General features: G+C 65.5%; 9 protein-coding genes. 6 read left to right on the top strand and 3 right to left on the bottom strand.

What is annotated here, in order from left to right; all coding sequences use genetic code 11:
- Positions 1-362 precede the first annotated feature (362 nt).
- The 5 genes from C7I55_RS11610 to C7I55_RS11590 all read left to right on the top strand — a co-directional run bounded on the left by C7I55_RS11610 (position 363) and on the right by C7I55_RS11590 (position 7,900).
- Positions 363-2,069 carry a hypothetical protein gene (locus C7I55_RS11610; protein WP_106513060.1) on the top strand — a complete coding sequence of 569 codons (1,707 nt, stop codon included), beginning with the start codon at positions 363-365 and terminating at the stop codon, positions 2,067-2,069.
- A 59-nt stretch (positions 2,070-2,128) separates the two neighbouring features.
- On the top strand, positions 2,129-3,244 hold the full coding sequence (locus tag C7I55_RS11605; RefSeq protein WP_106513059.1) for a hypothetical protein: 1,116 nt from the start codon (positions 2,129-2,131) through the stop codon (positions 3,242-3,244).
- Positions 3,245-3,372: 128 nt separating this feature from the next.
- Positions 3,373-5,028 carry a hypothetical protein gene (locus C7I55_RS11600; protein ID WP_158266392.1) on the top strand — a complete coding sequence of 552 codons (1,656 nt, stop codon included), beginning with the start codon at positions 3,373-3,375 and terminating at the stop codon, positions 5,026-5,028.
- Positions 5,010-6,671, top strand: coding sequence for a Dyp-type peroxidase (locus tag C7I55_RS11595; RefSeq protein WP_146151000.1), 1,662 nt, complete (start codon positions 5,010-5,012; stop codon positions 6,669-6,671). The genes C7I55_RS11600 and C7I55_RS11595 overlap by 19 nt, the downstream gene beginning before the upstream one ends.
- Entirely contained in the window at positions 6,668-7,900 is a 1,233-nt protein-coding gene (locus C7I55_RS11590) for a cytochrome P450 (RefSeq protein WP_106513056.1), read from the top strand. The genes C7I55_RS11595 and C7I55_RS11590 overlap by 4 nt, the downstream gene beginning before the upstream one ends.
- Positions 7,901-7,906: 6 nt before the next feature.
- On the opposite strand, the gene hemA is transcribed toward C7I55_RS11590, so the two are convergent.
- Complete coding sequence (gene hemA, locus C7I55_RS11585) at positions 7,907-9,121, bottom strand: 5-aminolevulinate synthase (protein ID WP_106513055.1); 1,215 nt, start codon at positions 9,119-9,121, stop codon at positions 7,907-7,909.
- Positions 9,122-9,277: 156 nt separating this feature from the next.
- Positions 9,278-10,078 (bottom strand): universal stress protein, encoded by an 801-nt coding sequence (locus tag C7I55_RS11580; protein WP_106513054.1) that lies wholly within the window; start codon positions 10,076-10,078, stop codon positions 9,278-9,280.
- Between the two features lie 448 nt (positions 10,079-10,526).
- On the opposite strand from C7I55_RS11580, the gene C7I55_RS11575 reads away from it, so the two are divergent.
- Positions 10,527-11,399, top strand: coding sequence for an alpha/beta fold hydrolase (locus C7I55_RS11575; protein WP_106513053.1), 873 nt, complete (start codon positions 10,527-10,529; stop codon positions 11,397-11,399).
- Positions 11,400-11,420: 21 nt separating this feature from the next.
- On the opposite strand, the gene C7I55_RS11570 is transcribed toward C7I55_RS11575, so the two are convergent.
- Positions 11,421-12,527 (bottom strand): M23 family metallopeptidase, encoded by a 1,107-nt coding sequence (locus C7I55_RS11570; RefSeq protein ID WP_158266391.1) that lies wholly within the window; start codon positions 12,525-12,527, stop codon positions 11,421-11,423.
- Positions 12,528-12,556: the final 29 nt, after the last annotated feature.

Below are 12,556 nucleotides of genomic sequence, written 5' to 3'. Positions count from 1 at the left end.
TCCAGCGATGAACCGTTATTATTCAGCGATGAAGTGTTTTACGGCTTTTGACGGGATTGTCCGGCGAGCGTGCGGTGATTTGCGCCCGACGGCCCGTCCAACTGCTCGCTCCCCGGTGGAAGTTCGCCCGCTGAACGGCTCGGCGGCCCGGATAGACGGACTCCGTGCAGCGGCCAAGAGCGATAGAAGGTCGAAACGTGTTCCACTGAGCCGTTGAGACTGATCCGAAACGGCGCCAACGGTACCTTGAAAATGAACAAACAATAAGAGTTATCGAGCGACGAAGATACCGATTTGACAAGTCTTCGATTCGTGAGACCGTGGCTACGATCTTAATTTTGATTCGCTCAGCGGGGAGCATCATGGTCAAGACTAGTGATATCGCGTGGTTCAAGAGTAACTTCGCCGGAAAGATGGCGCAGGCTCTGGAGGGAAGTGTCTTCGACGTCGATATGTTGACGGCGATAGCCTGCCAGGAGACCGGATCCCTATGGGCACCGATGCGGCAGGTCCCCTCGCTGTCACCGGATCGGGTGGTGGCACTGTGCTGCGGTGACACGCTGGATGCCGACAAGGGACGCAGAGCTTTCCCTCGCACCAAGGCGGATCTGCTCGCGGTTCCACGGGGTCAGCAGATGTTCGACATTGCCCGCTCCGCCTTGCTGGACATGGCCGAGCACATCCCCGATTATCGCTTCGCCCGCACCAATCCTAAGAAGTTCAGCCATGGTTTCGGGGTGTTCCAATACGATCTGCAGTTCTTTCTCACCGATCCCGACTACTTCATTGAAAAGAAATACGAAAGCTTCGACAACGCACTTCAGCGCGCAATCGGCGAGCTCAACCGGGGCTTGCGCAAGCTCAGGCTCCAGGACCGCAGCACGATCACCGATCGCGAATTCTGCCATGTCGCCATTGCCTACAATACCGGCGGCTTCAATCCGGCGAAGGAGCTGAAGCAAGGCCATTTCGACGGCAAGAAATTCTACGGTGAGTCCATCCGCGATTTCCTGGCGATGGCCCGTACCGTCCCCACGGGCAATGCGGCGCCGGCCCGCACGTCATCGGCGGGCGCTGTTCCACTTTCACCTCCGGAGACGATCACCGCGACGGGTCCATCTTTTCGGGTGGACACAAATGCAAACACCGTCAGGCTGCGCAGCGAACCGCGGATCAGCAACCCCAAGACGGCGAACGTGAAGGCGGATCTCCCCGACGGGCACATCGTGCGCGCCCTTAATGGAACGCCGGTCAACGACTTCATCGAAGTGCAGGCTTTGCTCGGCGGCAAGATCTTCCAGGGCTTCGCGGCGAAGCATCTCCTGTCCCCGCTTGGTCGGCCGCCAGCGGCCGCGGCATTGGAAGCGACACCCTCGTCCGCCGATGCCGCCCTTCCCGAGGCGCATCTGGCGGGATCGCCGACCAATATCACCAAGCGCACGGCGCCCGCCGGAGCACGGTCGCTCAGCGAACCGAACATGCCGCGGCGCGCGGCCGACAACCCCGATGGCCTGCGCACCGAGCTCAACGCGATCATCGACTATCTGGCCAACGACGATCCGCGCCACAAACGCTACCAGCCGCATGACGGCTTCACCTTCTGCAACATCTACGCCCACGATTATTGCACCCTTGCAGGGGCCTATCTTCCGCGAGTCTGGTGGTCGCAGCCCGCCTTGCTGAAGATCGCGCTCGGCGAGACGCTCGAGCCGCGGCTCGGAAGCAGTGTGGACGAGGCCCGGGCCAATGACATCTATCGCTGGCTGCGCGATTTCGGCCAGACCTTCGGCTGGCGTCGTGCGGCCAGCCTCAGTGAGCTTCAGGATCACGCCAATCTGGGTGGCATCAGCCTGATCGTGGCCCGGCGCAAGCAGGATGGGCGATCGGGACACATCGTCGCTGTGGTCCCGGAGACCGGAGACGAAACCGCCAAGCGCAACGAATCCGGCGCCGTGACCATGGCGCTGCAGAGCCAGGCCGGCAGCGTTAACTTCCGGCGCGGACGCAGCACGCTCGATTGGTGGAAGAGCGAACGCTTCGCCGAACACGCATTCTGGACGCATCCCTGATCGAGCGCCGTTCAGCGAGCGCTTCGGCGCCCGGCTGCTAAGATATCGAAAGGATCATCATGGCCGTCTTTCGTGTACTGGGCGATCAGCTCGTCTCCGAAACCGAATATGCGGCCAAGGCACCCGAACTGGTGCGGGCGATGCACAGCACGCTCGAAAGCCTCGATCCCGGTCCGAGCATCGCGCTCGAATCCGGCGAACTCTTCAGCTTCGCCCCCGTTTCGGGGGAGCCGAGCGCCGGCGCTGCACCCACGGCATTCACGCCCATCCGGTTCGGCAGTCCCGTCACCATCGATATCCGCCACGTCTATAGCGGCAAGGTCGGCAGCAGCGGCGGGTTTCTCGGCGGCGGCACCGGCGACATTGCCGTCGTCTCCGGCGTCAAGGAATGGAGCGCGTTCAAAGCGAGTGCGCGAGCGCTCAACTGGATCGCTACCAAGAAAGGCAAGCGGACCAATCTTCCTCGCCCGGGCGCGCTCAAGGACGGTACGCCGATCATTGCCTATCAGAAGGCGATCGCAACCAAGCAACTGGTCATCTCGGTGGAGCTCGCGGCCGCGTCGCGCGAGGACTCGATCCTGGACGTACTCGGCCAGGCCTTCACCGCCGCCGCCCAGATCCCGCTGTTCCTGCCCTATTCGGGCGCCTTGCTCGCCGCAGGACAGATCGTCCCCGCCACCGGCAAATTGCTGAAGTCAATCAGCGGCGGCAGATCGCAGTGGGATGCGACAGAGGAATTGAATTTCGGCGTTGCCGGCCTGCCCGACGCCGATGCCGGCTACCGGGTCATCGCGTCCGGCAATTCGGGGCTGGAGGGGCTGCGATTCCGGCCGGGCACCGGGCTCATCGACGCGAACGGCACTGCCTATGATGGCGATCAACCCTATGTGGTCGTCGCGGTTGACGGGGCACCGCAGACCGAACTCGAGAATTTCACGGCGATGGTCACCTCGGCCGAGGTGATGAAGCGCTTCCACATGGGCGAGAGCGGCCAGACTCCGATCGTCGACGATCTGCTCGACCTGATGACGATCATCTCCGACGTGAAGTTCCGCGAGGAAGCGGTCGCGCTCAAGGGCAAGATGGAGGCTATGGCGGCCGAGGAGAAAGCCAAGGCGCAGACGCGCTACGATGCTCTGGTCAAGAACATCATCAAGAGCGAGCTCAAGCCGTGAGACGGCGGATCGGCTCCGGCTGATCCGGAAACCGGCGGGAACGCTCGGCGCCCGCCGCGACGAGGGAAGTGACGAGCGCCGTCAAACGTGCGAGATGTGAACCGGGGTTGAGGGCATTGGGGGGCGGTATGCGGCAAACGACGCTCTGTGTTCCATTGGAAGTAAAGCCGGAGAGCTGCAGTCGCCTGGTTGCGCTGATCGAGGACCTGAAGCGTGCGGAAGACAAGGGCAGTGATCCCCGCACGGCGAACTTCTTCCGTTTGCACAACCAGATACCCACCCTTCATTTTCTCTCGATGAGCGTGTTTCCGGCGGCGGAATTCGACCCGATGTTCATCATCGAGGCGAACTTTGATGGTCCACCGGGTCCTTTCTGGCGACAGATCGATGCCGTGGCGGGTGAGAGAATCCGCGCCATGATCCGGTGCTGCAAACGCCCGCGCGATGACACGGGCGCGCTCTACGATGCGGTAACCGAACCGGGATCGAAGGTGGCGGTCGCCCGCTATCTGGAAGCCCGGACGGAGCAGCCCAGCGTCTTTCACCACGGCAATCGCGGTCTGAGCCGCGACCGGATCCTGGAGGACCACCAGCTCTTCCTCGCCGTCCGCGCCGAAATCGACCGGCCGACCGGGGGAAGGCCCTCCCCGTATCGCACCGGTACCGCGGCGCAGGCGCAGACGCTGCTTCGCGCGGCGATGCTTCCCGTCTTCCCCTGGCTGGACGACCCCGCGCCGAAGCGGATCAGCCTCAGCGAGCGAATCTCCGACATCTTCCGGTTGCTGCGCTTCATCGTCGTCGCGCTGGTCGCACTCACGCTGCCGGGATTGCTGCTGGCAGCGGCGCTGCGCTGGCAGGTCTATCTTTCAATGCTCGGGATCACTGCGATCATCATCTTCGCGTTGCTCTTCAAACATCGGGCGGCGATCGCGGGCACCGAAGTCATCAACCGCGGCAAGGTCCATCTGCTCAGCCCGGTCAAACTACTCCTGTTGCTGGTCGGCGCCGCGCTCACCATCTTCCTCGCCACATTGGTGGTCACCCCGATCATCCTCGCAATCGATGCGATCGGTCGGTTTGCAACCCCGTTCGACACTGCGGCGATCCCGATCGCCGCACGCGAGGCCGCATACGTCGCGGCGCTCGGCGTGGTCAGCGTCTTCGTCACCCTGCCGTTGATCGTCCTCATCCTCCGCTACAACGAAATGCGTGACAGCGCGCAGGATCGCCCGCCGCAGGACGAGCGGATGCTTCGCGAGATGATCCGTCGCGAGGATTGGATCGCACAGAACCACATGGGCTCGATCGTGCTCATCAAGCCCGGTATCCTGCGCTCGATCATCATCCGTGCCGGCCATTACGGGCTTGGGCTGTTCCTGCGGGTCACGGCCACGGACGGTTATCTCGGAAGCATGCGCACCGTGCATTTCGCGCATTGGGCCTTCCTCAACAATCACAGCAGGCTGCTCTTCTTCAGCAATTTCGATCATAGCTGGGACAGCTATCTCGATGACTTCATCGAGAAGGCGCATGCGGGCCTGACCCTCGCCTGGGGATCCGGAATCGGGTTCCCGCCGACCCGTCTCCTCGTCTACGACGGCGCCAGTCACGGCCGGCAGTTCAAGAATTGGGCCTTGGCGTCGCGGACGGTGAGCCGGCTCTGGTACAGCGCCTATCCCGATCTCACGGTCGACCAGATCGAGCGCAACCATCAGATCGCAAACGGCCTGCGCAAGCGGAGCATGACCGAGGAGGAGGCGACCGCGTGGCACTGGCTTCTGTGAACTCCATTCCGGGTTCTCCGCCGAACTGGAAGCTCGCACCCTCGCTGGCGATCGACACGCAGGGGATCGTCGCCAGCGGCTTCGGCAAGCTCGAGACAGGGCGCGCGCTGTTCCTCGAATTCACCTGGCCGGCGAGCGTCCCCGGCGGCGCCTGGCTCGAAGCGCTTCAGGAGAGCGTGACGATTACCCACGGTGTGCCGGCCGCGCAGCAGGATCGCGCCGCGGCGATCGCCTTCACCGGAACCGGGCTCGGCTATATGGGACTCGGCGAACAGGCGCTCGCCTCGTTCGCACGCCCGTTTCGCGAAGGCATGTACCAGGAAGACCGGATGCGACGGCTCGGCGACCGGCGGAAGGGCGCCTGGCAGGAGTCGGTGATCGACGGCGGGCCGGTGTGGAGCGCCAACACGCCGCCGAGAGATCCTGCCGAGGGCAAGCTCGACTGGATGCTGCCCTATCAGGTTCCCCACGACGGAGCCCCGGAAGAGGACATTCGAACGCCTCTCACCGTGCACGCCCTACTGATGCTGTACACGCGAACGGAGGAGGATTCGCGTCTCTGGCGGGACGACGTCGTCGCACTCCTGGCGCGCCACCATGTCGACGTGGTCCGCCAGCTGGAACTGCTTCTCGACGTCGAGCATCAGGGCATCAGCCGGGAACATCTCGGCTTTGCCGACGGCCTCTCTCAGCCGGCGCCCTACGGGCTTACAGTTCCCAAGGATGAATCGGGACTGGTGACCCTCGAGGGCCGACCGGCCGCGCGGGACCCCGTCCAGGGCGTGCCGCTCGGCGAGGTGCTGATCGGCTACCAGAACGGGCATAGCGAACCGGCGCCGGGGCCCGTGGTCCCGACCTGGGTCGGGGGCGATCCGAGCAAGATCGATCCTCGCCCGGAGCAGGCGAAGCTGCCGCCGCACTCGCTTGCCGAAGGCTTCGCCGATCTCGGCCTCAACGGCAGCTATCTGGTGGTTCGCGAGCTCAAGCAGGACGTCGCCAAATTCTGGACCTCGCTCGAGGAGAATGCCGCCCGCATCCGCGCCCAGGACCCCACCGCCAACCACGTCAACGCCGAGTGGATCGCCGAGCGGGTGATCGGGCGCGGACGCGACGGCCATCTGCTCTGCCCGGCCGGGTACCGAAAGCCGGATCGATACGGGCTGCCCGACAACGGTTTCCTGTTCAGGAGCGACGATCCGCACGGGGTCGGCTGCCCGCCCGGAAGCCACGTCCGGCGCGCCAATCCGCGCGACGCGCTGGCGCCCAAGGATGACCAGGAATCGCGGGAGACATTGCTGCAGGCCGCGAACAACCATCGCATCCTGCGGCGTGGCCGAAAATTCGGACCGAAGATTGCGGATCCCAAGGTGGACGACGAACGCGACCGCGGCTTGCTGTTCATGTGCCTCAATACCGACATCGCCCGGCAGTTCGAGTTCGTGCAGCAGACGTGGCTGCTCAACCCTGCCTTCGCCACGTTGTTCGGCGAGGTCGACCCACTGCTCGGTCCCGCAGGTCCGATGACCATCCGCGAAAAGCCGCTACGGCGAACGGTGGACGTCAGAACCTATGTGCAGCTTGCCGGCGGCGACTATTTCTTCCTGCCGAGCATGGCGGCGCTCCGCTATCTGGCGCTGCTGTGAGCATCCTCGAGACCCAGGATTGCTACCGGCCGCAGCGCGGTGTCAGAGGCTGGATCGGGGGACGGTTCATCGCCTGGGCGCCCGCGCTGCTCGGGCTGCTGCGCCGCTGGAAGCCGATCCTGCATCTGTTCTCGACCTGGGTCGTGACGCGCTATGACGACGTCGTCGAGATCTTCGAAACGGACGCCGCGTTCGGCGTCACCTATGCCGAGAATCTCGACGTCATCACCGACAAGCAGCCTTTCTTTCTCGGGATGCGCGACACGGCCGATTATCGCCGGCAGCTCGCGGGCATGCGGACCGTGTGCACCGCCGCCGATCTGCACCGCCTCGCCGACGATGCAGAAGCGCGCGCGCAAGCGATGGTCGACGCTACGGACGGCCGGATCGAGGTCGTCGGCCTGGTGCGGCCCGCCGCGTTCGACACCATCGCCCGCTATTTCGGAGTGCCGGAGCCGGCTGTCGGCAGCCTGTCCGTGTGGGGTTCGCGCCTGTTCGAATTCCAGTTCACCGGCTCTCCCGCCGACAAGGTCTGGCTCGCCGACGTCGAACAGATCGCAGCGGCGTTCCGGGTGCATATCGACGGCGTCATCGCCGCGCGAAAGGCGAAGGTCGATCGGCCGGACGACGTCCTGTCCCGCTGCCTGACGCTGCAGGCGCAGGGCGCGGCCGGTTACTCGGACGTCGAGATCCGCACCGCGCTGCTCTGCATGATCGTCGGCGGGCCGCCGCAGCCGCCGATGGTATTGCCCCAGGCGCTTGAGCAATTGTTGCGCCGCCCGGCCTGGCTAGCCGTTGCCCAGCAGGCGGCACGGGCCGGAGACGATGGCCGGCTGTGGGCGATCATCCAGGAAGCGATGCGCTTCGATCCGCTCGGTCCGGGCCTCAAGCGAATAGCGCTACAGGATTGGACGCTGGCCCGCGGCACGTCGTCGGCACGAACGATCACAAAGGGCTCGAACGTGGTCGCGGCTTTCTCCTCCGCGATGATGGACGCGCGCCGTATCCCGGATCCGAAGCGGTTCGATCCCGATCGTCAGCCGCACGAATATGTGCATTTCGGCCACGGGCTGCACATCTGCTTCGGCCTGCAGATCAACAAGGCGACGATGCCGCGCATGCTGAAGCCGCTGCTGGCCCGGCAAAATCTGCGGCGGGCACGCGGGTCCGCCGGACATCTGCGCAAGAACGGCCTGTTTTCGGACCGACTCGTGGTCGAATTCGACTGATCGCCCTCAGGCGGCGACACGCAGCTCGAGCCGGTCCCAGATCTCGACCAGCGCACCGGCGAGTTCGCGCATCATTGCATGCGTGTGGCTCGGTCCCGGGGTGAAGCGCAGGCGCTCGGTACCGCGCGGGACGGTGGGGTAATTGATCGGCTGGACGTAGACGCCGTATTCGGCGAGCAGGATGTCGCTGATCTTCTTGGCCTTGACCGGATCGCCGACCATCAGCGGCACGATGTGGGTGGTCGAGGCCATCACCGGCAGCCCGGCTTCGGCGAAGATCGCCTTGAGCGTCGCCGCGGCGGCTTGCTGGCCTTCGCGCTCGGCGCTGGACGCCTTGAGGTGGCGGACGCTGGCGAGCGCGCCGGCGACCAGCACAGGCGACAGTGAGGTGGTGAAGATGAAGCCCGGCGCGTAGCTGCGGATGACGTCGACGATGTTGCGGTCGGCGGCGATGTAGCCGCCCATCACGCCGAACGCCTTGCCGAGCGTGCCCTCGATGATGGTCAGGCGGTGGGCGACGTCGTCGCGCTCCGAAATGCCGCCGCCGCGCGCGCCGTACATGCCGACGGCATGGACTTCGTCGAGATAGGTGATCGCATTGTAGCGGTCGGCAAGATCGCAGATGGCGGCGATCGGCGCGACATCGCCGTCCATCGAATAGACGCTCTCGAACGCGATCAGCTTGGGCGCGTCCGGATCGGCTTGGGCAAGCAATTCCTCGAGATGAGCAAGATCGTTGTGGCGGAACACCCGCTTCTCGCAGCCCGAGGTGCGGATGCCGGCGATCATCGAGGCGTGGTTCAATTCGTCGGAGAAGATCACGCAGCCCGGCAGCAATTTGCCCAGGGTGGAGAGCGTCGCCTCGTTCGAAATGTAGCCCGAGGTGAACAGCAAAGCCGCTTCCTTGCCGTGGAGATCGGCAAGCTCGGCCTCGAGATCGACATGATAATGGGTGTTGCCGCCGATGTTGCGGGTGCCGCCCGAACCGGCGCCGACATCGTGGAGCGCTTCCTCCATCGCCGCGATCACCGACGAATGCTGGCCCATCGCCAGATAATCGTTCGAGCACCAGACGGTGATCGGCTTGGGGCCGTTATGCCCGGCAAAGCAGCGCGCATTCGGGAACGATCCCTTGTTGCGCAAGATGTCGATGAACACACGGTAGCGGCCCTCGGCATGAAGCCGGTCGATCGCCTGGGCGAAGATCTTCGAATAATCCATGGCCGCGCTTTACCCCAAGGCCGATCCGGAACGCACTAAGGGATTCTCCGAGGTGCCCCGCCATCGGCGCGCCGAAAGCGATGGCGAACGGATTGCGCCTCTGCCATCATACCGTCGGTTGATTGCTGTGATCGAACCCTTCGGGCGGCGGGTCGCTCAATGGGCGAGCACCAATGGCACTGCAGCGCTCCGCAGCATGTCCCTTGTGGTGCCGCCGAGCACGGCCTCGCGCATGCGCGTATGGCCGTAGGCGCCCATCACGATCGCACCGGCACCGGTCTGCGCGGCGGCATCGGCCAGCGCCTCGGCCGGCCTTCGCCCCGCAGCCCGTCGCTCGACCAAGCCCGCGGCGATCCCCTGCCGCGCGAGATAGACCGAAGCTTCGGCAGCGAGGAACCGCCCGCCCGCGGCCCCGATGGTGACGATCTCCACCGCCGAGGCCATACGCAGCAGCGGCAGTGCGAGCCGTAGCGCATGCGCGCTCTCCGCCGATCCGTTCCATGCGATCATCGCCTTGCCGGCGGGATCGAATGCAGAACCGGCGCTCGGCACGGCGACGACCGCCGAGCGGGCATGGAGCGCGACGTCGGAAGCGACCGCCATCGCCCCCGGATCGGTACCGGGGACGCTGATCACGATCGCATCGGCGAGGGAGGAGTGGGTCACGAGGGCGGGCCCGGGCTCGCCGTCCTCGCGCTGCCACGACCAGGATATCCCCTCCACGCCAAGCTGCGTCTCGATCCTGTCCTGGTGGGCGCTGTCCGCGGCCTCGATCGTCGCCATGAGGGCGGCCGGCGCATAGACCCCGCCGAACGGATCGGCGACGACGAAGGTGTTGAACGGCCGCGCCTGAAGACAGGTGATATGCCCGCCTCCGGCGCGCGCAAGCGCCAGCGCGGCCTTCAGCCTGATGTCGAAGCCCGGGTCGTCATTGGCGAACAGCAGGATGGATTTCATGTCATGCTCCTCCTTTGCCACGGACGCTAAGGTCGCCGGCGCCCGGCCGTGATACGGGAAAGCCCTGATCGTTCCGGCGGCTTAGTCTACGCCATCCGGAGCGCATCGGCACGACGAAGGGGTTGGCAGCAACGATTTCGTCCAGTGATCGGCAGTGTCGCCGACGCCGTCACGAAGTGCCTCGGCGGGCTATTGTCGCATGCGGCTGCCGCCCTGGTGCGCGGCTAGCCAGCGCCTCCTCAGCGGGCTGCCGGAACGATGTCGCGCGAACCGTACTTCAAGCCCTGGACATCGCTTAGCCGCAGCCTGCCATCGGCTCGCCGCGAACTCGGCGCGGCGGCTTGCAACCGCCGCCCGCGTTTCCAAAATCCCCGCCGGGGACGTAACAGGTCGTGGCCAACGGCGCGGCGCCATGCCGCACGGCCAGACCGGACGAAGGAGCGTTCCCATGGTCGATCAAGCAGTTGTGCGCCATCGTTGGATCGAGCTCGACGGTTATCGCGTCTTCTACCGGGAGGCAGGCCCGCCCGACGGTCCCGTCCTGCTGCTACCGCACGGTTATCCCTGCTCGTCCTACGAATTCCGCAATCTGATGCCTCGATTGGGGAATGGCTGGCGGCAGCTGGCACCCGACTTTCCGGGTTGCGGCTACAGTGATACGCCCGACGATTTCCGCTACGATTTCGATGGCTATGCCGATTTCCTCGCGCGTTTCCTCGACGCACTGGGCGTGCACCGCTTCGCGCTCTACCTGCACGATTTCGGGTCGCAGATCGGGCTGCGCCTCGCCATTCAAGGCCCGGAGCGGATCACCGGCCTGATCATCCAGAACGGGGACATTTACGAGGATGTCCTCGGCCCGAAATATGAGGGGCTGAAAGCCTATTTTCGCGATCCGACGCCGGAGCGGCGGGACGCACTCGGCGATGCGGTGTCGGAAGACGGATATCGAGAGGAATTCCTGAACGACGTGCGTCCGGAGCGCGCCGAGCTAATCCCGCCCGACCTTTGGACGCTTCATTGGGCGCTGACCACCCCCCGCCGCCGCGAGATCATCGTCGGCATCATCGCGGGGCTGAAGGACAATCTCGACTGGTTCGCGCGCTACCAGGCCTATCTGCGCGCGCACCAGCCGCCCACCCTGATCGTGTGGGGACCGCAGGACGGCTACATGCCCGAGGCATCGGCCCGCGCGTATCTGCGCGATCTTCCCAATGCCGAACTCCACCTGCTCGACGGCGGCCATTGGCTGCTCGAGACCAACCTCGACGAAGCCGCCGGGCTGATCCGCGACTTCCTTGGCCGCCTCCCCGCAGGCTGAGCCATGGGCCATAGCGCCCGATCAGGGGAATCGCACGACCGCATTCGGCATTGGGAAGTCGGACGGGGTCGGCTCCGATTGCGTCCACGGCGAACCATCGCCGAACGCCTCGATTGAGGCGAATACCCCGACGATCGTGCCGCCGCGCAGGCGGTAAGGCATGCCTTCGGCATCGAGCGTGGCGGCGGCATCCGCGACATGGAAATGAAGGTGCGGGCGGCTGGCCTGGCCCGTCGAGCCGAGCCTGCCGATCACCTGCCCACGCCGCACCCGATCGCCCGGCCTGACCTTGAGGCCGGGCATCAGATGCTCGTAAAAGGCGAAGCGCCCGCCGCCGAGACCGAGCGCGACATAGTTTCCCGACGCTTCGGCAAGCGTCACCGCCGGGCGCTCCCCGGTCGGTTCGGCGACTCCGTCTCGTGCCGCCGCGACCACTGCGTCGGCGACCGCGAGCACCTCGGCGCCGAGCCCGTCGTCCTTCCCCGCGGCCGCGCCATTCTCGCCGACACGCATCCAGTCGATCGCGTGGCGTCCGGGAATGGTGACCCGCCCCGCGACAGCGTAGGGAACGCGGCGGTGACCCCTTGCCATATCGGGCTCGTACACTGCGGCCCAGGGCCCGCCCCGTAGAGGCGGCCCGAGTTCCGGAAGCGCGCGTGCATCGACCGCCACTGCGCCGCCAGCGACCGTGCCATGCGGCGCACTCTTCGAGGCGGGATCGCCGAAGGCGAGGAGATGCTCGATCCGGGCGGGCGTGTCGGCGGGCAGCGTCAGATCGACATAGACGATGGCGCGCCGACCAGGCTCGACCAGGCGCGGATCGGCGCCCTCGCCCGCACCGACCGAAGCGGCCGCGCGTGCGAGCGCGTCTCCCTCGAGGGCGCCGAGGATTCGGCCGGACGCAGAGTCTCGCATCGTCAGCGCGTCGAGCACGAGCACACGGGCAGCAAAATTGGTGAGGTGGAGCTCGTAGCGCAATGTCCGCGCGCCGCCGATACGCACCGGCGCAGGGGCGCCGCGGGCTTCGATCGAGAAACTCTGGCGAAGCGGATTGGAGGGTTGGGCGGCGCCGAGCGGCGACACAAGTAAGGAAGACAGGAGCAGCGCTCCCCATCGAAGACCGGGCATGCACATTCTCCCGCATTGACGGCGCGATC

Source organism: Allosphingosinicella deserti, assembly GCF_003012735.1.
Taxonomy (GTDB): Bacteria; Pseudomonadota; Alphaproteobacteria; order Sphingomonadales; family Sphingomonadaceae; genus Allosphingosinicella; species Allosphingosinicella deserti.
Note: the sequence above shows the minus strand (reverse complement) of the source record. Positions and strands in the feature narration are given on the sequence as shown.

What these genes read in the sequence shown, in the direction of transcription:
- C7I55_RS11610 (WP_106513060.1), top strand. Translation starts at nt 363, where the DNA reads ATGGTCAAGACTAGTGATATCGCGTGGTTCAAGAGTAACTTCGCCGGA.
- C7I55_RS11605 (WP_106513059.1), top strand. Translation starts at nt 2,129, where the DNA reads ATGGCCGTCTTTCGTGTACTGGGCGATCAGCTCGTCTCCGAAACCGAA.
- C7I55_RS11600 (WP_158266392.1), top strand. Translation starts at nt 3,373, where the DNA reads ATGCGGCAAACGACGCTCTGTGTTCCATTGGAAGTAAAGCCGGAGAGC.
- hemA (WP_106513055.1), bottom strand. Translation starts at nt 9,121, where the DNA reads ATGGATTATTCGAAGATCTTCGCCCAGGCGATCGACCGGCTTCATGCC.
- C7I55_RS11580 (WP_106513054.1), bottom strand. Translation starts at nt 10,078, where the DNA reads ATGAAATCCATCCTGCTGTTCGCCAATGACGACCCGGGCTTCGACATC.
- C7I55_RS11575 (WP_106513053.1), top strand. Translation starts at nt 10,527, where the DNA reads ATGGTCGATCAAGCAGTTGTGCGCCATCGTTGGATCGAGCTCGACGGT.
- C7I55_RS11570 (WP_158266391.1), bottom strand. Translation starts at nt 12,527, where the DNA reads ATGCCCGGTCTTCGATGGGGAGCGCTGCTCCTGTCTTCCTTACTTGTG.